The organism is Actinokineospora lacus, assembly GCF_053813445.1.
The window spans coordinates 238,742-261,511 of sequence record NZ_JBQERA010000005.1; the positions used below are offsets into that span (position 1 = coordinate 238,742).

The following is a 22,770-nucleotide window of genomic DNA, read 5'->3' on the forward strand; positions in this document are numbered from 1 at the left end:
AACCGCGCTGTCAACTCCTCCAACACCAAGGTGTCAACCCGCGACCCGATTCGCTGAGCGGTGCGTGCGGCGCATCGCCGATCGGGCACGCGCCAGACACCTTCGGGTGCAACACCGGTCGCAGCGGGTGCGATGGTGGTGGACATCTTGCGATCCACAACTTCCTCGGGCACTCTCCGGTCTGGAAGCAATCACCGATCGACACCCCTGCCGAACATCTCCGCGCCGAAACCCCTGCGGCGCAACCCCCGCACTGAACCTCTGCTCCGCGAAGGAGACAATGTGGACGAACGCGCCCGAGTCCTGGTCATCGGCGGTGGGCCCGCCGGGTCCACCGCGGCCACCCTGCTGGCCCGCGAAGGCATCGACGTCACCCTCATGGAGAAGGCGGTCTTCCCCCGGTACCACATCGGGGAGTCGCTGCTGCCCGCCTGCCTGCCGATCCTGGACCTGCTCGGGGTGAAGGAGAAGGTGGAGGAGTACGGCTTCCGGCGCAAAGGGGGAGCCCACTTCGACTGGGGCGCCGAGGTCTGGGACATCACCTTCGGCGACCGGCCCGGCTGGGAGGACAGCTACACCTACCACGTCGAGCGCGCCGACTTCGACCAGCTCCTCCTGGACCACGCCAAGAGCCAGGGCGTGACGGTCCTGGAAGGGGCCGAGGTCAGGCAACTGGTCTTCGACGGCCCCCGTCCCCGCTCCGCGCTGTGGGCTCCCACCGGGCAGGGTGGTGACGCGGGGGAGCGGGAGATCGAGTTCGACTACCTGGTCGACGCCTCGGGCCGGGCGGGTCTCATGACCCGGCACCTGCGCACGCGACGCCACCACGAGGTCTTCAAGAACGTCGCCGTCTGGGGGTACTGGGAGGGCGCCAAGGAGATCGCGGGGCCGGAGGGCGCCATCGAGATCTGCTCGGTGCGGGACGGGTGGTTCTGGGGCATTCCCCTGCGGGACAACAGGCTCAGCGTCGGGCTGGTGATCCACAAGGACCACTTCGCCGCGAAACGGGCCCAAGGCCACGGCATCGACCGGATCTACCACGACGCGATCGCGGGCTCACCCGTCGTCGCCGACCTGCTGGCGCCCGCGGAGCTGGTCACCCCCCTGAACGTCGAACAGGACTACTCCTACGCGGCGGAGCGGTTCACCGGCCCGGGCTACTTCCTCTCCGGTGACGCGGCGTGCTTTCTGGACCCCCTGCTCTCGACCGGGGTCCACCTGGCCATGTACAGCGCGATGCTCGCCTCGGCCTGCCTGGTCAGCATCGTCAACGGCGAGGTCACCGAGGAGGAGGCCGGGGCCCACTACGACCGGACCTACCGCAACGCCTACCTCCGGTACATGGTGGTCGTCTCCAGCCTGTACGACCAGTACCGGGGCAAGAAGTCCTACTTCTGGGAGGCGCAGCGCCTCACGCTGCGCGACTGCGGTGTCGAGGGCATCGAGCAGGCGTTCACCAACGTCATCACGGGCATCGAGGACCTGCGCGACTCCCAGGCCGCCCTCGACCTCGCGGTGGAGGTCACCAGCAAGTCGCTGGCGCAGATGATCGCCGTGCGCAAGGAGCCCGAGGAGGTCGGTGACCCCGGCTCGTCCGAGCAGCGCGAACTCGCCCAGGCTCGGGCGCAGCTGTTCAACTCGGGGAAGATGGGCTACTCGCAGGCGGGTTCGGCCGCGGGCGTCGTCGGGCTCCACGTGGTGACGAAACCGCGGCTCGGTCTGGCGTACCAGGGAACGTAGACCCCAGCGCATCGACCACGGCCCGTGACCTGTCGGCGAGTCCGGCCGGTCACGGGCTCCATTGTGGACACTATTCGTTTCGGAGGAACGCGATGCGGGACTTCTGTTCATCGGTGGCCGAGTTCTACGACCTCGTGCCCCGTGCCCATCCCGAGGGGGCGAGTGCCCTGCGCTCGGTCCTCTCCGGAGTGGACCCCGGGCCCGGGACCGCGGTGGACATCGGGGCCGGGACGGGCCGCACCGTCCGGATCATCGCCGAGACCATGCCGCACACGCCGATCCTGGCGTGCGAGCCCGCGCCCGCGATGCGGGCCGTTCTCACCCACGAGGTGATCGGCGACGACGACCTGCGCCGCAGGGTCACCATCATGGCCGAGCCCGCCCACTTGGTCGCGCTGCCCGAGACGATCTCGGCGCTGGTGCTCTTCGGCGTCCTCGGGTACCTGAGCCCTGACGAGCGCCGCGCGCTGTGGGCCCGCGCGCTGCCGCGGCTGGCGCCCGGCGCGCCGGTGGTGGTCGAACTGCTGCCGATCGCCCGACCGGTGGCGCTGGTGGGCATGAGCCTGGCCCGCGAGCGGATCGGCGGCCAGCTCTACGAGGCGTGGCTGTCGGGAGAGCCCGCGGGCGGTGACCTCATGCGCCTGACCTCCACGTGGAAGGTGAGCGGCGATTTCGTGGAGCCCCGGATCGTGTGCAATTCCAGCGAATGGCACACCTTCGGTATCGACACCGTGGCGAAGGAGACCGGACTGGTCGGCGAGCAACTCACCGCGCAGGTCGGGGTGCTGCGCGCTCCGGCTCTGCGCTGAGGGCCTGCCGCGCGCGAATTCCCACCGCGTCGAATCGCGGCGGGTTCAGGATTGGGTTTTCCGGCTTGCTTGCCCGGTGGGCCGATCGGCGGCTTTTACGCCCCGACCGGCCCCCGGAAACGCCGCGGTGGCCTGGTCGCGTTCGCCGGAATTCCATCCGGTGTCGTCGCGGCTCCGTGACGGCGAGGTGAAACGGTCAGATCCCGGCCAGGATGCTGCCCGCCGAATTGGGGTCGGAACTCAGCAGCATCTCCCTGGTCGCCTGGTCCCATTCCTCCCTGGTGATTCCCCCGTCGTTGTCCCGGTCGAGCTTCTGGAACGCCTTGCGCACGTTGTCGGGGGCCAAGCCGTCCTGCTTCATGGCGTTGACCAACTCGTCCTCGGTGACCCGGCCGTCCTGGTCGGCGTCGAGGATGTCGAAGAACACGCCGTTCATCGAGATGTAGGTGCGCTCCACCAGGCCCGCGTCCAGCGACTGGACGTAGTCGTCCTGGGAGATGACCTGCTTGCCGCCCCCGGTCTTGTGGCCCAGTTCCTGCCAGATCTGCTCACCCGACTTGAACAGCTTCTTCGCCTTGGCCGAGTCCGACGGGACGTTGTACTTGGTCAAGAAGCTCGTGATGTGCTCGCGGATGTCGCTCTCGTCGATATTCCCGTCTTTGTTCGTGTCCAGCTTCGAGAACATCTCCTGGCGCTTGCGGGCTTCCACGTCCGTAACCACTGATATCCTCCATGTCGGTGAACCGGTGCGTTGGAGCGAATAGATTCGATCGAGCTGGGGTAGCTCTTAGCCAGGTATAGCCCCTGGCCACTCCGGCCACAACGGCGAGTCCTTCGATCGGGAAAGAAGAGTGCCCGATCAGTTGAACGTCGGGCTCGTTCGGTGCCGCCACTCGCTCGATCGGGTTGTTGTGCGGCGTTCCGGAGCGGAATCGGCGCGCCGACTGACATTCTGTTGGGGCGGACGGGCAATAGACGGCTGAATGCCGCGTGCGGTCACCTCGGGTCCGACGGAAGACGACCGGCCGACCGGAACCGGGGATGAGCCGCGGTGACCAGGTCCGCCCGGTGGTGGCAGCGAACGCGATGGACGCCGCGCGAGCTGTCGTCGGCCGGTGATGCGCACGGCTCCCGCCCCAGTCGACGCGGGATCGACACCGGACAGCTCCCACCAGGTGAGGCGATGACCGACAGTATCCCTCTTCCACGCTTGACCGACATCCACCGAAACGTGACGACGTTGCCCGGCAACGTTTCCGAGGTACGACAGCACATCTGCGACCTGACCGGGCTGCGCTACGACGAGGTCGCCGAGGACACCGACCTCACCGCCCTCGGGGTGGAGTCGATCTTCCTGCTCCGGATGGCGGCCGTGCTCCGCAGGCACGGCGTGCGGGCGGGCTACCGCGACCTGGCGACGCGGCCGACCGCGCGGGCCTGGTGGGACCTCATCCAGGAGCACCGGCAGGGCGACCACGTGCCCCGGCGCACGCCGCAAGCGCTCGTCGACGAGTCCGCGCCGTTCCCGCTCGCGTCGATGCAGCACGCGCTCTGGATCGGACGGGCGCCCAACCAGCCCTTCGGTGGCGTCGCGGCCCACTTCTACGCCGAGTTCCAGACCCGCGCGGGCGAGGGACTCGACCCGGCCCGTCTCGACCGCGCGGTGCGGTCCCTGATCCAGCGCCACGGGATGCTGCGGGTCAGGATCGGCGCGGACGGGACCCAGCGCATCGAGGAGCGCGGCGCCTGGCCCGGCCTCACCGTCCACGACCTGGCCGACCTCCCCGCCGACGAGGCGCGGGCCGAACTGGCGGCGACCCGGACGCGGCTGGCGCACCGGGCCATGGACATCGCCGCGGGCGAGGTGTTCGACGTCGGGCTGTCGGTGCTCGCCTCCGGGGCCACCCGGGCGCACGTCAGCCTGGACATGGTCGCCGCCGACGCCCTGAGCCTGCGCAACCTGCTCGCCGACCTCGCGCACCTGTACCTGGAGCCCGACGCGCACCTCCCGCCGCTGCGCTACAGCTACCCCCGCTACCTCGCCGAGCGCGCCGCGGCGCGCGGGCAGTCCTGGGCGCGGGCGCGCGACTGGTGGGCGGACCGGCTGGTCGGGCTGCCCGGCCCACCGGCCCTGCCGGTGACCGCCGAGGAGGAGACCGGTCCCGCCGGCCTGCGCCGCGAGCACTGGCTGTCCGCTGAGGACAGTCACCGGCTGCGGGCCATGGCGGGCGCGCGCGGGCTCACCCAGGCCGCCGTCCTCGCGACCGCGTTCGCCGAGACCGTCGCGGCGTGGAGCGTGGTGGACCGCTTCCTGCTGAACCTGCCGGTGTTCGACCGGGAGCCCCTGCACGAGGACGTCGACCGGCTCGTGGGCGACTTCTCCAGCTCCACCCTGCTCGACGTCGACCTCTCCCAGGAGATGACCTTCACCGAACGGGCGCGCGAGACGCGGGCGCGGCTGCGGGAGGCGGCGGGGCACGCCGAGTACACCGGCATCGAGGTGCTGCGCGACCTGAACCGGCTCACCGGCGCCGATCGCGTCATCGCCCCGGTCGTCTACACCAGCGCGCTGGACCTCGGCGAGCTGTTCAGCCCGCGGGTGCGGCGCTGCTTCGGCGAGCCGCGCTGGTTCACCTCGCAGGCGCCGCAGGTCTGGCTCGACGCCCAGGTCACCGAGTTCGACGGCGGCATCCTCCTCAACTGGGACGCGCGCGCGTCGGTCTTCCCCGCCGGGGTCCTCGACGCGATGTTCGACGCCTACGTCGGCTTGGTCCGCGGCCTGCTCGACGCCCCCGCGCGGTGGGACGAGCCGGTTCCGCCGATGCTGCCCGCCGAGCAGGAGGCGGTCCGCGAGCGCGTCAACGACACCGCCGGACCCGCCGCGGGCCGCCCGCTCCACGAGCGGTTCTTCGCCCACGCGCTGGCCGACCCCGGGCGCACCGCCTTGGTGTGGGGGCAGGACGGGTCGCTGTCCTACGGCGACCTGGCCGCCTGCGCGCTGCGCGTGGCGCGGCTGCTGCGCGAACGCGGGGTCGGCGTGGGCGACAGCGTGGGCGTGACCCTGCCGAAGGGGCCCGAGCAGGTGACGGCGGTCCTTGGCGTGCTGGCCGCCGGGGCCACGTACGTGCCCTCGGGCGTGGACATCCCGCAGGTCCGCCGGTCCCAGGTCTTCCGCGCGGCGCGGGCGAAGTACGTGCTCACCGACCGCGCGACGGCGGCCGGGTCCGACTGGCCGCCCGACCTGGAGCCGCTCCTGCTCGCCGACGCCCCCGCTGACCCGGTGGCCGGGCCGGTCCCGGTCGACCCCGAGTCGGTCATGTACGTGATCTTCACGTCGGGGTCGACCGGCGAGCCCAAGGGCGTGGAGGTGCCGCACCGGGCGGTGGCCAACACCGTCGACGCGGTCAACGACCGTTTCGGCATCGGCGCGGCGGACCGCACCATCACGCTGTCGGCCCTGGACTTCGACCTCTCCGCCTACGACCTGTTCGCCTTCCTCGGGTTCGGCGGCAGCGTGGTGGTCGTCGACGAGGGGCAGCGGCGCGACGCCGCGGCGTGGGCCGAGCTGATCCGCCGGTGGCGGGTCACCGTCGTCAGCGCCGTCCCGGCGCTGCTCGACATGCTGCTCGTCGCCGCCGCTGAGGAAGGGCTGGGGAACGCCCTGCGGGTGGTGATGCTCGGCGGCGACCGGGTCACCGTGGACCTGCCGCCCCGACTGCGCGAACTCGTGCCCGGCTGCCGGTTCGCGGGCCTCGGCGGCATGACCGAGGCGGCCATCCACGCCACCGTGTGCGAGGTCGACGCCGTCGACCCGACGTGGCGCGCGGTCCCCTACGGCGTGCCCCTGCGCGGCGTCGCCTGCCGGATCGTGGACAGCCGGGGACGGGACTGCCCGGACTGGGTGCCCGGCGAGCTGTGGGTCGGCGGCGCCGGACTGGCCCACGGCTACCGCGGCGACCCGCGGCGCACGGCGGACAAGTTCGTCGAGCGCGACGGTCGCCGCTGGTACCGCACCGGCGACCTCACCCGCTACCGGCCCGACGGCGGCGTGGAGTTCCTCGGCCGGACCGACCACCAGGTCAAGATCCGCGGCCACCGGATCGAACTCGGCGAGGTCGAGTCGGTGCTCACCACCCACCCGCGCGTGGACAGGGCCGTGGCGACCGTCGTGCAGAACGCGTCCCGGCAGCTCGCCGCCGCGGTGGTCACCGCCGCGCCGACGGAACCCGCCGAGCTGCGGGCCTGGCTGGCCGAGCGGGTCCCGAGCCACCTCGTGCCGGAGCACATCAGCGTCGTGGACACCTTCCCGGTCACCCGCAACGGCAAGGTCGACCGCGACGCCATCCACCGGGCGTTGCAGGGCAGCCGGGAGCGCGTCGACCACGCGCACCAGGAGCCGCGCGGCCCTGTGGAGCGCGCACTCGCCGACCTGTGGCGCGACCTGCTCGACGTCGACCGGGTGGGCCGGGGCGACGACTTCTTCGCTCTCGGCGGTGACAGCCTCCTGGCGACCCGGCTGGTGCGCAGGCTCGGCGAGACCGGCCTGCGCGGCGCCGACCTCGCGGACCTGTTCACCCGGCCGGTGCTGCGCGACTTCGCCGCCCGGCTGGTCCCCGGCGACGCGGCGGCGCCGGTCGTGGTGCGGCCCGACCCGGAGCACCGGCACGACCCGTTCCCGCTCACCGACGTGCAGCGGGCGTTCTGGATCGGGCGCGACCCTCACATGCCGCTCGGCGGCGTGGGTTCGCACTACTACCTGGAATTCGACGGGACCGACGTCGACCTGGACCGCGTCGAGGAGGCGTGGAACCGGCTGATCGCCCGGCACGAGATGCTGCGCGCGGTCATCACCGCCGACGGCACCCAGCGCATCCTGCCCGAGGTGCCGCGATACCGCATCCACGCGGTCGACGCGGGTGAGCGCCCCGAGGCGGCCCTGCACCGGCTGCGCACGACCCTGTCCCACAAGCTCGTCGACGTCGGCACCTGGCCGCTGTTCGAGATCCGCGCCGCGCGCTACGGGCAGCGGCGCGTCCGCCTCTACGTCGGCCTGGACAGCATCGTGATGGACGGGCGCAGCATCATGGTCCTCTACACGGAATGGGCCAGGCTGTGCGCGGACCTCGACACCGAGCTGCCCGCCCTCGGGGTGTCCTATCGCGACTACCTGCTGCAGGTCCAACCCGACCCGCGTGAGCTGGCCGAGGCGCGGGACCACTGGCGCGAGCGGGTCGACGCGCTGCCCCCGGCGCCGCGGCTGCCCCTGGCGAAGGCCCCGGCCGCGGTCGGCAGGCCGGTCTTCCACCGGCTGCACCACCACATCGACGCCACGAAGTGGCGGGAGCTGACCGGCCTCGCGGGCAGGCACGGCCTGACCCCCAGCGTGGTCCTGCTCGCCTGCTACGCCGAGGTCCTCGGCGCCTGGAGCGACCAGCGCGACCTGACGCTGACCCTGACCCTGTTCGACCGCGACGACGCGCACCCGGACATCCACCACGTCGTGGGCGACTTCGCCTCGCTGCTGCTCGTCGGCCACCGCCGCGGCGAGGGCGAGGCGTTCGCCGCCACCGCCCGCGGCCTCCAGGAGCGGATGGGGCGCGACCTGTCCCACCGGGCGGCCTCCGGCGTCTGGGCGCTGCGCGAGGTGGCCCGGCGCGGCGGGGCGGCGTCCGCGTCGTTCCCCGTCGTGTTCACCAGCGTGCTCGGCGTCGCCGACGACGTCCCCCCCGACCTGCTCGGCTCCTTCCCGGAACCGGTCTACGGCATCACGCAGACCCCCCAGGTGTGGCTGGACGCCAAGGTGTCCCCGTCGCGCGGGGGGGTCGCCATCGACTGGGACGTGGTGGACGAGCTGTTCGCCGAAGGACTCACCGACGCGATGTTCGACGGCTACGTGCGGCTGGTCGAAGGACTCGCGGCCGCCGACTGGTCGACGCCATTGCCGCCACCGCTGACCGCCCACGACCGCGCGCTGCGGGACGCGGCGCGGGAGCGGACCGAAGACGAGCTGCCCCTGCCCGCCGCGCCACCGGAAGGCGGCGCCCCCAGCGGGGCCGTGGAGGAGTCGGTGGCCCGGCTGTGGGCCGAAGTCCTCGGCGTGCCGGAGGTCCGCCGCACCGACAGCTTCTTCGAGCTGGGCGGCGACAGCATCGTCGCCACCCGGCTGATGATCAGGCTGCGGGCGGAGGGGCTTGTCGGCGCGGAACTGGCCCGCCTGTTCACCCACCCGGTGCTGCGCGAGTTCGCGGCCACCGTCACCCGGGGCGCGGCGCGGACCGACCCCACCCTCGACGCCGACGAGGAGCGCCGCCACGCCCCGTTCCCGCTGACCGACGTGCAGGCCGCGTACTGGCTCGGGCGGCTGCCCGACTTCGCGCTCGGCGGCATCGGCGCGCAGCTCTACGTGGAGTACGAGCACGAGGACCTGGACGTGCCCCGGCTCGAGCAGGCGTGGAACCGGCTGATCGCCCGCCACGAGATGCTGCGCGCGGTGGTGGAGCCGGACGGCACCCAGCGCGTCCTGCCCGAGGCGCCCGCCTACCGGATCGCCGTGGTGGACGGCGGGGACAGCCCGGATGACGCGCTGGAGAGCGTCCGGGAGCGGATGTGCCACGGCGCCCTCGACGCGGGCGCGTGGCCGCTGTTCGACGTGCGGGTGATCACCCGGGACACCGGCGGCGCGCGGCTCTGCGCGGTGTTCGACAACCTCGTCGCCGACGGGCTGAGCATCCTCACGCTGCTGTCCGAGTGGGACCGCCTCTACCGCGACCCGGGGGTGCGACTGCCGCCCATCGGCGTGTCCTTCCGCGACTACGTGCTCGGCGGCGCGTCGGACCCGGACACCGTCGCCGAGGCGCTCGACAGCTGGCGCGCGCGGCTGGCCGACCTGCCGCCGGGACCCCGGCTGCCGCTGCGGGTCCAGCCCGCCGAGGTCGCCCGCCCCCGGTTCACCCGCCGCGAGCGCCGCCTGGACACCGCGACCTGGCGCGCCATCACCGAGCGGGCGCGGGCGCACAACCTGACCCCCAGCGTCGTCCTGCTCTCCTGCTACACGCTCGTCCTGGGCGCCTGGAGCGCCCGCCGGGACCTGACCGTGAACATGACGCTGTTCGACCGGCGCGCGGTGCACCCGGACATCAACCGCGTCGTCGGCGACTTCACGTCCCTGCTGCTCGTCTCGGACCGGCCCGCGGCCGGGGAGAGCTGGCTCGACCGGGCACGGCGCCTCCAGGAGCAGGTGTGGCGCGACCTCGGCGGGCAGGTGTCCGCGGTCCGGGTGCTGCGCGAGCTGGCCAAGGAGAACTCCCGCGTGGCCGACCCGGTCCCGGTCGTGTTCACCAGCATGCTGGGCGTGGACGACGCGCTGGCCCGCTCGGTGCGCTGGCCGGACCACACCCGGTCCCAGACCCCGCAGGTGTGGCTCGACCACCAGGTGATCGACCTGCCGGACGGTCTGCTGCTGAGCTGGGACGCGGTGGACGAGCTGTTCCCCGGGGGACTGGTCGACGCCATGTTCGACGCCTACCACGGGCTGCTGCGCTGGCTGGCCGACGGTGACTGGACCGGCGCGCCGCCCGACCTGCTCCCGGCGGAGCAGCGGTCGGTGCGGGAGCGGGTCAACGACACGGCGGGGCCTGAGCCGGAGAGCACCTTCGGCGGCGGGGTGCTGCACGGCGCGTTCTTCCGGCAGGCCGAGGCCCACCCAGACCGCGCCGCGCTCGTCCACGGCGACGGCAGCCTGACCTATGGCGACCTGGCCGACCGCGCGCGCCGCGTGGCCGGGATGCTGCTGGAGCACGGCGTCAGCCCGGGTGACCCGGTCGCGGTGTGCCTTCCGAAGGGCCCCGCGCTGGTCATGGCGCTGCTCGGCATCCTGGCGGCGGGGGCGGCCTACGTGCCGGTCTCCGTCGACCACCCGCCGCTGCGCGGCAAGCGCATCCTCGACAGGGCGGGGGTCACGTCGCTGCTGGGCGAGGACGCCACGACCCCGCCGGAGGGGGTGCGGCTGCTGCGGATCGGCGACGCCCTCGGGCACGAGCCGGTCGCGGAGGTCCACCACGACCCGGACGCGCTGGCCTACGTCATCTTCACCTCCGGCTCGACCGGGGAGCCGAAGGGCGTCGAGATCCGCCACCGCGGCGCGGTGAACACCGTCGACGACGTGGTCAGCCGCTACGGCGTCGGCCCGGGGGACCGGGTCCTCGCGGTGTCCGCCGTCGACTTCGACCTGTCCGTGTTCGACGTGTTCGGGCTGCTCGGCGCGGGGGGCACGGTGGTGGGCGTCGAGGAGGCCGAGCGCCGTGACCCGCAGCGCTGGCTGCGGCTCGCGCACGAGCACCGGGTGACGGTGTGGAACAGCGTCCCCGCCGTGTTCGACATGCTGCTGACCGTGGCCGAGGCGGGCGAGGGGCTGCCCGACTCCCTGCGCCTGGTGCTGCTGTCCGGGGACTGGGTCGGCCTGGACCTGCCGGGCAGGCTCCGGCGGCTGACCGGCGGCTGCGCCCTGGTCGCCCTCGGCGGGGCCACGGAGGTCTCGATCTGGTCCAACGCCTGCGACGTCCACGCCGTCGCCCCGGACTGGGTGTCGGTCCCGTACGGCTTCCCCCTGCGCAACCAGCGGTTCCGGGTGGTCGACGAGACCGGCCTCGACCGGCCGGACTGGGTGGCGGGGGAGCTGTGGATCGGCGGGACCGGGGTCGCCCGCGGCTACCGCGGCGCCGCCGACCTCACCGCGGCCCGGTTCGTCGAGCACGACGGCACGACCTGGTACCGCACCGGCGACCTGGGCCGCTACTGGCCGGACGGCACGCTGGAGTTCCTGGGCAGGCAGGACGGCCAGGTCAAGATCCGCGGCCACCGGATCGAACTCGGCGAGGTGGAGGCCGCGGTGTCGGCGCACCCCGGCGTCGGCCGGGCCGTGGCCGCCGCCGTCGCGGGCCGGGGCGGCAGGCGGCTCGTCGCGTTCACCCGCCCGGAGGGCGGCGACCGGCTCACCGACCTGCCGCGGTTCCTCGCCGAGCGCCTGCCCGCCCACGCCGTCCCGGAAGTGGTCCTGGTGGATGACTTCCCGCTGACCGCCAACGGGAAGGTCGACCGAGCGGCGCTCGCCCGCCTGCCGGTCGTGGACGAGGCCGTGCCGGTCGAGCGGGAGGTCGCCTCCGAGCGCGGACGCGCCCTCGCCGCCCTCTGGGACGACCTGCTCGGGCGGGCGCCGCGGAGCGCGGACGACAACTTCTTCGCCCTGGGCGGCGACTCGCTGAGCGCCACCCGCTTGATGCAGCGGGTCCACCGCACCTTCGACATCTCCCTGTCACTGCACGAATTCTTCGCCACACCCACCATCGCGCACCTCGTGACCGCCGTCGACCGAGCGATCGGCGACCAGGGCGCGGGCGCCGAGTCGGAAGAGGGCAGCCTGTGAACGTCGCCGATCTGCTCGCGGAACTGGAAGACCTCGGCGTCCGGCTGTGGGCCGACGGCGACGCCCTGCGGTTCCGGGCGCCGCGCGGGGTGCTCACCGACGAGCGGCGCAAGCTCCTCGCCGAGTACAAGGCCGAGGTGCTGCACCTGCTCGACGGCCGGTCGGCGCTGCCCCGCCTGCGCCCCGACCCCGGCGGGCGGCACGAGCCGTTCCCGCTCACCCCCGTCCAGTCGGCCTACCTGCTCGGGCGCACCCGCGCCTACGACTACGGCGGCGTCGCCTGCCGGAGCTACCTGGAGGTCGAGTTCCCCGGTGTCGCGCCGGAACGCGTCGAGCGGGCGTGGAACACCCTCGTCGCCCGGCACGACATGCTCCGCGCCGTCGTCCACCCGGACGGCTACCAGCGCGTGCTCCCGGCCGTCGAGCACCACCGGGTCCCGGTCGCGGACCTGCGCGGCGCGGACCCGCGGCGGGTGCGCGCCCACCTCGACACCTGCCGCGACGAGCTGACCAGCCGCGTCGACGACACCACGCGGTGGCCGCTGTTCACCCTGCGCGTCACCCTGACCGACGACGTGACGATCGTCCACCTCGCGGTCGAACTGCTCGTCGTGGACGCGGCGAGCCTGCGCACCCTGCTGTCCGAACTGGACAGCCTGGTCCACGACCGCCCGGTGGCGCGGGCGCCGGAGATCACCTTCCGGGACTACGTGCTCGCCGAGCACGGATTGCGCGACACACCGCGCTACCAACGCGACCGGAAGTACTGGCTCGACCGGATCGACGACCTCCCGCCCGCTCCGCGGCTGCCGCTGGCGGAGCAGCGCGAACCGGCGGGCCCGGTGCGGTTCGACCGGCTGCACCGGTGGCTCACCGGCGCCGAGCTGACCGGGCTGCGGGACAAGGCCGCGGAGCGCGGCGTCACCGTCTCCGCGGTCGTCCTCGCCGCCTACGCCGAGGTCATCGGCCGGTGGAGCCGCCACCGCCGGTTCACCCTCAACCTGCCCGTGTTCACCAGGTGGCCGCTGCACGAGCAGGTCGACGCCCTGATCGGCGACTTCACCTCGCTCACCCTGCTCGCCGTCGACCTGGACGAGGCCGGGAGCTTCGCCGAGCGGGTCCGGGTGCTCTCGGCCCGGCTGTTCGACGACCTCGACCACCGCCTGTTCACCGGGGTGGACGTGCTGGGCGAACTGACCCGCGCGGCCGGGCAGCCCGCGCTGATGCCGGTGGTGTTCACCAGCACGGTCGGGCAGGACACCCACGCGGCGGACCAGCGCTCCCGGGTCCGCCGGGGCCTGACCGAGACGCCCCAGGTGTGGCTGGACTGCCAGGCCGCCGAGCACGCGGGCGGCCTCATGCTCGCCTGGGACGTGCGGCGCGGCGTCCTGCCGGAGACCGTGGCCGCCGCCGCGTTCGCCGCGTTCACCGGCCTGGTCAGCGCCCTGGCGACCGAGGACGGCGCCTGGGACGCCCGGCACCCGGTGGAGCTGCCCGCCGACCAACTGCTCCGGCGCCGCCAGGTCAACGACACCGCGGTGCAGCGCCCCGCGCGGCTGCTGCACGAACCGGTGTTCGCCCGCGCGGCCGAGCACCCCGACGAGACCGCGGTCGTCTCGGGCTCAGCGGTGCTGACCTTCGGTGAACTCGCCGGTCGGGCCGCCGCGCTGGCCGGGCGCCTGCGCTCGGAAGGCTGCGCGCGCGGCGAGCGGGTCGCGGTCGTCATGGACAAGGGCCCCGAGCAGGTCGTGGCCGTCCTCGGCATCCTGGCCGCGGGCGCGGTGTACCTGCCCATCGACGCGGGCCAGCCGGTCGCCCGGCGCGACCGCGTCCTGCGCGACGCCGGTGTCCGCCTCGCGGTGGTGCGCCCCGGCGACGAGACGGCACGTGATCTGCCCGCGCACGCGGTGGTCGTGGACCTCGCCGACGAACCCGGCACCGCCGCCCCGCCCCTGTCCGAGCTTGCCGAGCCCGCCGAGCCCGCGGACCCGGCCTACGTCATCTACACCTCCGGGTCGACCGGGGACCCGAAGGGCGTGGTGATCAGCCACCGGGCCGCGGCCAACACCATCGACGACCTCAACCGGCGGTTCGGCGTGGGCCCCGGCGACCGGGTCTGCGGGGTCGCCCACCTCGGGTTCGACCTGTCCGTGTGGGACGTGTTCGGGGTGCTCGGCGCCGGGGGCGGGCTCGTGCTGCCCGACGCCGAGCGGGCCGCGGACCCCTCGCACTGGGCCGAGCTGATCGGCCGCCACGGCGTCACGCTGTGGAACACCGTGCCCGCCCAGGTGCAGATGCTGTGGGACTACGTGGAAACCGAGCCCTCGGCGGACGTCAGCGCCCTGCGGCTGGCCATGCTGTCCGGGGACTGGATTCCCGTCGACCTGCCCGGCAGGCTGCGCGCGCGCCACCCCGGCCTGCGGGTGGTGAGCCTCGGCGGCGCGACCGAGGCCGCGATCTGGTCCATCTGGCACCCCATCGGCGAGGTCCCGCCGACCTGGCGGAGCATCCCGTACGGCACGCCGCTGGAGAACCAGACCTTCCACGTCCTGGACGACGCGATGCGGGACTGCCCCGACCTGGTGGCGGGCAACCTGCACATCGGCGGCATGGGCCTGGCCGAGGGCTACCTCGGCGACGAGCACCGCACCGCCGAGCGGTTCCTCACGCACCCCCACACCGGGGAACGCCTCTACCGGACCGGCGACCTGGGCCGGTACCTGCCCGACGGGACCATCGAGTTCCTGGGCCGCGAGGACACCCAGGTCAAGGTGCGCGGCCACCGGGTCGAACTCGGCGAGATCGAGGCGGCGCTGCGGTCGCACCCGGCGGTCGCCGACGCGGCGGTGCTCGCGATCGGGGAGCGCGACGCCCGCACGCTGGCCGGTTTCGCCGAACTCGCCACCGGCCTCGCGCGTGCCTCGAACGCCGCCCAGGTGACCGGCGCCCAGGTGATCGACGCCGCGACCGCGACGGCGGCCGCGGTCGAAGCCGAGATCGGCGGCGGGGAGTTCGCGGCCCTGATGCGCGCCGTGGACGAGGTCGCCATCCTCTCGATCGCGGCGCGGCTGCGCGGCGACGGGCTGTTCGCCCGACCAGCGGACCGGCACGACCTCGCCGACATCGCCGAGGCCACCGGCGTCTCCGCCACCCAGAGCGCCCTTCTGCGCCGGTGGATGGCCGCCCTGGTCGAGGCGGGCGCGGTCCACCTCGACACCGGAGTCCACCTCGACACGGGGGTCTACCGCGACCTGGTCGCCGCGTCGGGGGCGGACCTCGACGCGGCCTGGCAGCGCATCGGCGAGATGAACGAGCGGGTCGGCTACGGCGCGGCGACGCTGGAGTACATCCGCACGTGCAGCGGCAGGCTGGACGAACTGCTCGACGGGCGGCTCGACGTGCGCGAGCTGCTGTTCCCCGGCGGCGAGTTCGGCGCCGCGCACGCGGTGTACCGGGAGAACCTGGTGGGGCACAGCGTGCACCGCGTGGTGATCGCCGCCGTGCGCGCGATCGCGGCGGGCCACCCGCGCGGCGGGCTGCGCGTGCTGGAGGTCGGCGGCGGGATCGCGGGCACCAGCACCGACCTGATCCCCGCGCTGGCCGAGTTCGAGCCGGACTACCTGTTCACCGACATCTCCGAGTTCTTCCTCAGCGCGGCGAGGGAGAAGTTCGCCGAGCACCGCTGGGTGCGCCACGGCAGGTTCGACATCAACGCCGACGCCCGGGAGCAGGGCCTGCCGCCCAACTCCGCGGACGTCATCGTCTGCGCCAACGTGCTGCACAACTCCCGCGACGCGGGCGAGGTGCTCGCCCGGCTGCGCGAGCTGCTGGCCCCGGGCGGCTGGCTGGTGTTCCTCGAACCGACCAAGCGGCACAACTACCCGCTGCTGGTGTCGATGGAATTCGAGTTCTTCAGCGAGCTGGCCCGGTTCACCGACCTGCGCAAGGACACCGACCAGGCGTTCTTCACCAGGAGCCAGTGGATCTCGCTGCTGGAGGAAGCGGGCGCCCGGCAGCCGCTGTGCCTGCCCCCCGCCGAGCACGCGCTGGCCGCCTCGGGACAGGGGCTGTTCCTGGCGCAGTTCAAGACCGACCGCGCCCGGCTGACCGGCGACGAACTCCGCGAGCACCTGGCCGAGCGGGTGCCCGCCCACATGGTGCCCCCGCGCCTGGAGCTGCTGGACGCCATCCCGAGGACCGCCAACGGCAAGACCGACCGCGCCAGGCTGGCGTCGTGGTCGCAGGCCCCCGACCGCGGCGACCACGCCGTCGTGGCCGACGAGCCCGTGGACGACCTGGAACGGCGGATCGCCGCGCTGTGGGCCGAGATGCTGGGCATCGACCGGGTCGACCGCGGCCAGGACTTCTACGCCCTCGGCGGGGACTCGCTGCTGCTCTCGCGCATGGTCAGCCTGCTCCGCGAGCGCGAACCGGAGGCCGCCGGGCTGGAATGGCCGGAACTGCTGCGGCAGCTGCTGCGCGACGCCACCGTCCGCGGCCTGGCCGCGTACCTGCGGTCGGTCCGCGACTCGGCGCCGGAAGCGCGGGTCGAGCGGTCCGGGCTGACCTGGCTGGACGACTCCGCCCGCGAGGACGACTCGGCTCGCGAGGACGACTCGGCTCGCGAGGACGACTGCGAGGACGCCGCCACCCGGGTGCTCGTGCACGCCGGTTCCGGCAGCCTCCAGCCCTACCGGCCGCTGCTGTCGCACCTGCGGGCCGCCGAGACCGGCCGCCTGGTGGGCGTGCAGGTCACCGACTACGACCGGTACCTGGCGCTGCCGCCCGCCGCGGTCATCGACCGGCTCGCCGCCGACTACGCGGGGGAGCTGCTGGGCGTGGGGCGGCGGTTCCGGATCATCGGCTACTGCGTCGGCGGCCTGCTCGCCACCGAGATCGCCCGCACGCTGACCGAGGCCGGGGCCAGGGTGGACGAGCTGACCGTCATCAGCTCCTACCGCCCGCCCGCGATCCACGACGAGCTGATGGTGGAGTACGTGTTCGCCCTCGCCATGGGCGCCGACCGGGCCGCGGCCGGACTGCCCGCCGACGACGACGCCTTCGGCGCCGCGGTCCGCTCGATCCTGGACGGGACACCCGAGCGCGTCCCCGACGGCGCGCTCGCCGGGCTCACGGGCCGCTTCGACGGCATCGGGGCGTGCTTCCGCGCGCTCGCCCAGCGCTCCTCAGAGGACCGGATCGCCGCGCTGCACGCCGCGTCCGGCGGGGACGGGGCCTACAACTCCGGCGACTTCTCCCTGGCCGAGTTCACCCGGCTCCTCGCGGTGTTCCGGCACAGCATGCTCGCGGTGTCCCACCACGACCCGGAGCCCTACCTCGGCCCGGTCACGCTGCTGCGCAACAGCGACTCGTCCACGCTGCTGCCCGGCACCCGCGCCGACGTGGGCGAGTTCTGGCAGCGGATCTGCGTGGGCGAGCTGACCGTGCGCGACATCCCTGGCGACCACTTCGGCTGCGTGTCGCCCGCGCACGCCGCCGGGCTGGGCGCGCTGCTGACCGGGGGTGGTGGGTGAACGCGACCGTCGCGGTGCTCGGGGCCACCGGGCTGGTGGGGCGGGCGGCCGTGGGCATGCTGCGGGAGCTGGGGATCGGCGGGCTGCGGGTCGGGTTCCACGATACGCGCCCGTCCGCCGGGCCCCCCGACGGCGACGAGCCGGTCCACGTCGACGCCGACGACGCCGCGTCGCTGGCGCGGTTCTGCGCGGGCGCCGAGCTGGTGCTCAACTGCGCCGGTCCCTCCTACCTGCTGCTGGACCGGGTCGCCAGGGCGGCGCTCGCCGCGGGCGCCCACTACGTCGACGTCTCCGGGGACCAACCGGCCCACCACCTGCTGGCGGGCGCCTGCTCGGGGTCCAGCGTGGTCCTCTCGGCGGGGATGCTGCCGGGGCTGGCCAACCTGGTGCCGCGCGTCCTGGCCGAGGACGGCAGGCTCGCGGGCGCCGACCTGGTCGTGCACGCGGGCGGCATCGAACGGTTCAGCCGCGCCTCGGCGGGCGACCTCGTGCTCTCGGTCGATAGCTCCGAGCACGACGCGCACTGGTACGGCGAGGCGCTCGCCGCGTGGCGCGACGGCCGCGCGGTGTCCGGCGCGCTGGCCCCGGTCGAGGACGTCGAGCTGCCCTACTTCCCCGGCCGGGTCTCCCTGATGCCGTTCCTCACCGCGGACAGCGCCCGCATGGCCAAGGCGACGGGCCTGGCCTCGCTGGACTGGTTCAACGTGTTCACCGGCACCCGGCTGCGGCCGGTCCTGACCCGGCTGCGGGGGCGCGTGCCCCGCGAGGCCGCCGCGCTCACCGCGGCCGTGGACGAACTGGTGGCGGCCGGTGAGGTGGACCGCGCGGGGCAGGCGCCCTACTACCTCATGGCCTTCACGCTGTTCACCGGATCGGCGGGGCGCACGGCGGTGCTGAGGACGTCGAGCAGCTTCGAGCTGACCGCCGCCACCGCCGCGCTGACGGTCCGCGCGGTGCTGGCGGGCTCGGTGCCCCGGGGCCTGCACCACGCCGACGACGTGCTGCCCCCCGAGGCGACGCTGCGCGGCGTGCGGGAACTCGGCGCGCTGCCGGTGTTCGACGTCCAGGAGCACGACCGGCAGTCACCACCGATCGAAGAGGGCATCCTGTGACCACCACCCCACAGTCCACTCCGCACCGGCCGCGCGTCCTCGTCTGCGGCACCTCGTTCGGGCGCGTCTACCTGCGAGCCGTGCGCGACGACCCGACCGTCGAACTCGCGGGAGTGCTGTCCAGGGGCAGCGCGGCGTCACACCGCTACGCCGACGCCTACGGGGTGCCGTGCCACCAGGACCCCGACGACCTGCCCGACGACATCGACATCGCCTGCGTCGTCGTGCGGGCGGGCGTGGCGGGCGGAGCAGGCGCCGAACTGGCCCAGCGGCTCATGGCCAGGGGCATCCACGTGCTGCAGGAACACCTGCTGCACCCCGGGGAACTGGGGGAGTGCCTGCGCGCCGCCCGCCGCCACGGCGTCCGGTACCGGGTGAACGCCTTCTACCCGCACGTGGACGCCATCCAGCGGTTCCTGCGCGCCGCCGAGATCCTGCGGGGCAGGCACCGGCCACTGTGCGTGGACGCGGTGGCGGGCGCGCAGGTGCTGTACCCGCTGGTGGACGTGATCGCCCGCGCGGTCGGCGGGGCCCGGCCCTGGCGCTTCGCCGACCCGGCTCCGCCGCCCCCCGACCTGCACGGGCTGGCGCACGTCCCCCCGCCGTACACTCACCTGCACGGCGTCATCGGCGCGACCCCGGTGTCCCTGCGCGTGCAGAACCAGATCCACCCGGCCGACCCCGACAACCACGCCCTGCTCCTGCACCGGCTCTCGCTGGCCTTCGAGTCCGGGGTGCTCACCCTCGCCGACACGCACGGGCCGGTCCTGTGGAGCCCGCGGATGCACAGCGAGCGCGACGAGACCGGCCGCCTCATCATGGACGGCCCCGGCACCGCGCGGCTCGAAGTCCCGGGCACCGAACCCCTGGGGCGGGCCAGCGGCCCCACCTTCCGGGAGGTCTTCGACCGGGTGTGGCCGGACGCCGTGCGGGTCGCGCTCGGCGAGCTGCGCGCCGACATCGCCGACGAGCACCGCTCGACGGTGGCGGGCCAGTGGGCCCTCACGGTCACCGGCATCTGGCACGACCTCACCGAACGGCTCGGCCCACCGCGGCTCATCCACCCCCCGACTCCCGAACGGGTGGACCTGCCGGAACTGGTCGCCGCCGAATCCGGCGGGCCGGGGCCCCACGCGTGACGCCGCTGCTGAACAGCCACGGCGCCACCATCCGACGGCTCGCGAGCACGTCGATCATGGCGCCTGCGCACCGGACCGTCGACGCGCTGCGGGCGCTGAAGGACTTCTCCACCGATCCGTACCGCACGATGGAGCGGCTGTACGAACGGCACGGCGCGGTCTCCTGGGTGGGGATCGGGCCCGTCCGGTTCGCCCTGCTGCTCGGGCCCGAGGCCACCGAGTTCGTCCTCGCCAACTCCGAGATGTTCAGCTGGCAGCGCGCCTTCGCCGAACTGGAACCGCTGGCAGGCCCTGGGGCCATGGTGGTCAACGACGGGCAGCGCCACCGGCGCCTGCGCAGGCTCGTGCAGCCCGCGCTCGCCGCCCACCAGGTCGCCGACCACGCGGGCACCGTGCAGCGCCACGTCGACCGCGTGATCGACACGTGGCGGGCAGGCGAGGTGGTGGAGGTGTACGGCCAGTTCCGGTCGGCTCTGCGGGTCGCCACGGTGGAGAGCCTTTTCGGAGCCGCCGCCGTGGACCGCGCGGTCGGGCTGCACGCCCACTTGCAGACCATCCACGAGGCGATCGACGCCGGGCCGCTGGTCCGCAAGGCCCAGCGCCTCGGGCTGCCCTCGTGGCGGCGCGCCCTGCTCGCCCGCGAGGCCGTCGGGCAGTGGGTGACCGAGGAGAGCGCGCGCCGCCGGTCCGGCACCGTCCACGATGGACACGACGTGCTGACGGCGATGCTGGCGTGCCGGGTCGCGGATGTCGCCCCGCTGACCGAGGACGAGATCCGCGACCAGTTGGTCAGCCTGTGGGCGGCCGCCGCGGAGACGACATCGGCGACCTTCGCCTGGGCCCTGCACTGCGCCCTGTCCGACCGCGCGGTGTGGGACGCGATCGTGGCGGAGGTGGCCGCGGCGGGCCTCGGCGACGGTCCGCTCACCGCCGGGGCGCTGGGCGCCATGCCCTACCTGGACCGGGTGGTGCGGGAGACGTTGCGGTTGTACCCGGCGACCGTGGTGGCGCCGCGCGTCGCCGCGACCGCGTTCACCTTCGCCGGTCACCGGTTCCCGGTCGGGTCCATGGTCCTGTTCAGCCCGTACCACACCCACCGCCTGGAAGCGTTGTGGGAGAACGCTTTGCGGTTCGACCCCGGGCGCTGGGAACCCGGGCGCCGCAAGCCGTCGCGCCACGAGTTCCTGCCCTTCGGCGGCGGTCCGCACCGCTGCGTCGGCGCCGCGTTCGCGACCGCGATGGTGAAGGCGGCACTCGCCCAGGTGACCAGGCGGGCCGATCCCTGGCTGGTGTCGAGGAGCGCCGAGCCCGCGGGCCTCGTCGGCATGCGCCCCAAGCACGGGCTGACCCTGCTCGTGCGGGACCTGACCAGGACGGGGGAAATCGCGCGATGAACGCCGACACCACCGCGTGGCCCGCGGCGGACGCCGCCCGGTACCGCGCCGCGGGGTACTGGACAGGGGAGACCTACCCGCGGTTCCTGGCGCGGGTCACCACGGCGTTCGGCGACCGCACCGCGCTGGTCGACGCCCACCGCAGGCTGACCTACGCCGACCTCGGCGAGCAGGTGCGGCGGCTGGCCGGTGGCCTGCGCGGCCTCGGTGTCGCGGCGGGCGACAGGGTGCTGGTGCAGCTGCCCAACCGGGTGGAGTTCGTGGTGCTGTGGTTCGCGCTGCAGGAGATCGGCGCCGTGCCGGTGCACGCCCAACCCGGCCACCGGCAGGCCGAGATCGTCCACCTCGCCCGCCTGTGCCAGGCCGTCGCGTACGTCATCCCCGACGTCCACGCGAGGTTCGACCACCGGGAACTGGCCGCGCTCGCGCGAGCCGCCAGCCCGTCACTGCGGCACGTCATCGTCGTCGGCGACCCCGGTGACGTCACCGCCTACTCCGACCTGATGCCCGCGGACCCGGAACCGGTGACCGCGTCCACGCGGCCGGAGGAGATGGCGCTGCTGCTGCTCTCCGGCGGCACGACCGGGCAGCCGAAGCTGATCCCCCGCACGCACGACGACTTCCTCTACAACGGCAGGGCCGCCGCGGAGGTGTGCGGCCTGGACGAGCGCACGGTGTACCTGGCGACCCTGCCGGTGGCCTTCAACTTCACCTGGAACTGCCCGGGTGTGCTGGGCGCGCTGGGCGTCGGCGGCACCGTCGTGCTCACCGACAGCCGGGACCCGGACACCTGCTTCGACCTGGTCGAGCGGGAGCGCGTGACGATCACCGCGATCAGCCCGCTGCTCGCCCCGGTGTGGGCGGACGAGGCGCGGTTCACGGGCGCGGACCTGTCGAGCCTGCGCGTCCTGCAGATCGGCGGCGCGCGGCTGACCGAGGAGCTGGCCAGGGAGGTGGTCGACGCGTTCGACTGCGCTGTCCAGCAGGTGTTCGGCATGGCGGAGGGCCTGCTGTGCCTGACCCGGCTCGACGATCCGCCCGAGGTCGTCGCCACCACGCAGGGCACCCCGGTCTCGGCGGCCGACGAGGTGCGCGTCGTCGACGAGCACGACGTCGACGTGCCCGACGGCGAGGTCGGCGAACTGCTCACCAGGGGGCCGTACACGGTGCGCGGCTACTACCGGGCCGCCGAGCACAACAAGACCGCCTTCACCGACGGGTTCTACCGCACCGGCGACCTCGTGCGGCGGCTGCCGTCCGGGCACCTCGCCGTGGTCGGCCGCCGCAAGGACCAGATCCAGCGGGCGGGGGAGAAGATCGCCGCACCCGAGGTGGAGGGCCACCTGCAGGCCCACCCCGCGATCCGGGCCGCCGCGCTGGTGCCCGCGCCGGACCCGGTCCTCGGCGAGCGCTCGATCGCCTTCATCGTGCCGACCGGGTCGGCGGCCCCCTCCCGCAGGGACCTCGTGGCCTACCTGTCCGACCGCGGGCTGGCCGCCTACAAGACGGTCGACGAGGTGCGGCTGATCGGCGAGATGCCCCGCACGCCGGTCGGGAAGCTGGACAAGAAGGCGTTGGCCCGCTTGCTCGATGCCGCGGACTGATGATCAGAAAGGCTGGA

General features: G+C 73.7%; 9 protein-coding genes. 8 read left to right on the top strand and 1 reads right to left on the bottom strand.

The annotated features are described in order from the left end of the window. Nucleotides 1-282 precede the first annotated feature (282 nt). Together ACTG9Q_RS14465 and ACTG9Q_RS14470 are read left to right on the top strand one after the other, a co-directional pair. A complete protein-coding gene (locus ACTG9Q_RS14465; RefSeq protein WP_455573272.1) occupies nucleotides 283-1,740 on the top strand; it encodes an NAD(P)/FAD-dependent oxidoreductase in 1,458 nt (485 codons plus the stop codon). A gap of 92 nt (nucleotides 1,741-1,832) precedes the next feature. After that, a complete protein-coding gene (locus ACTG9Q_RS14470; RefSeq protein WP_455573273.1) occupies nucleotides 1,833-2,549 on the top strand; it encodes a class I SAM-dependent methyltransferase in 717 nt (238 codons plus the stop codon). Between the two features lie 196 nt (nucleotides 2,550-2,745). On the opposite strand, the gene ACTG9Q_RS14475 is transcribed toward ACTG9Q_RS14470, so the two are convergent. Next, nucleotides 2,746-3,270, bottom strand: a complete 525-nt coding sequence (locus ACTG9Q_RS14475) for an EF-hand domain-containing protein (RefSeq protein ID WP_455573274.1) — start codon at nucleotides 3,268-3,270, stop codon at nucleotides 2,746-2,748. 510 nt (nucleotides 3,271-3,780) lie between these two features. On the opposite strand from ACTG9Q_RS14475, the gene ACTG9Q_RS14480 reads away from it, so the two are divergent. Genes ACTG9Q_RS14480 through ACTG9Q_RS14505 form a run of 6 tightly spaced genes read left to right on the top strand, consistent with a single transcriptional unit; the run spans nucleotide 3,781 to nucleotide 22,753 of the window. Next, on the top strand, nucleotides 3,781-11,970 hold the full coding sequence (locus ACTG9Q_RS14480; protein WP_455573275.1) for an amino acid adenylation domain-containing protein: 8,190 nt from the start codon (nucleotides 3,781-3,783) through the stop codon (nucleotides 11,968-11,970). Beyond that, nucleotides 11,967-17,504 carry an amino acid adenylation domain-containing protein gene (locus ACTG9Q_RS14485; RefSeq protein WP_455573276.1) on the top strand — a complete coding sequence of 1,846 codons (5,538 nt, stop codon included), beginning with the start codon at nucleotides 11,967-11,969 and terminating at the stop codon, nucleotides 17,502-17,504. Before ACTG9Q_RS14480 ends, ACTG9Q_RS14485 begins: the two co-directional genes overlap by 4 nt. Next, on the top strand, nucleotides 17,501-18,616 hold the full coding sequence (locus tag ACTG9Q_RS14490) for a saccharopine dehydrogenase NADP-binding domain-containing protein (RefSeq protein ID WP_455573277.1): 1,116 nt from the start codon (nucleotides 17,501-17,503) through the stop codon (nucleotides 18,614-18,616). Before ACTG9Q_RS14485 ends, ACTG9Q_RS14490 begins: the two co-directional genes overlap by 4 nt. Continuing rightward, nucleotides 18,613-19,755, top strand: a complete 1,143-nt coding sequence (locus ACTG9Q_RS14495) for a Gfo/Idh/MocA family oxidoreductase (RefSeq protein WP_455573278.1) — start codon at nucleotides 18,613-18,615, stop codon at nucleotides 19,753-19,755. Before ACTG9Q_RS14490 ends, ACTG9Q_RS14495 begins: the two co-directional genes overlap by 4 nt. Further along, the gene (locus tag ACTG9Q_RS14500) at nucleotides 19,752-21,149 is read left to right on the top strand and encodes a cytochrome P450 (protein WP_455573279.1); all 1,398 of its coding nucleotides are present in this window, start codon (nucleotides 19,752-19,754) and stop codon (nucleotides 21,147-21,149) included. The genes ACTG9Q_RS14495 and ACTG9Q_RS14500 overlap by 4 nt, the downstream gene beginning before the upstream one ends. Beyond that, on the top strand, nucleotides 21,146-22,753 hold the full coding sequence (locus ACTG9Q_RS14505; protein WP_455573280.1) for a (2,3-dihydroxybenzoyl)adenylate synthase: 1,608 nt from the start codon (nucleotides 21,146-21,148) through the stop codon (nucleotides 22,751-22,753). Before ACTG9Q_RS14500 ends, ACTG9Q_RS14505 begins: the two co-directional genes overlap by 4 nt. Nucleotides 22,754-22,770: the final 17 nt, after the last annotated feature.

What these genes read in the sequence shown, in the direction of transcription:
- ACTG9Q_RS14470 (WP_455573273.1), top strand. Translation starts at nt 1,833, where the DNA reads ATGCGGGACTTCTGTTCATCGGTGGCCGAGTTCTACGACCTCGTGCCC.
- ACTG9Q_RS14505 (WP_455573280.1), top strand. Translation starts at nt 21,146, where the DNA reads ATGAACGCCGACACCACCGCGTGGCCCGCGGCGGACGCCGCCCGGTAC.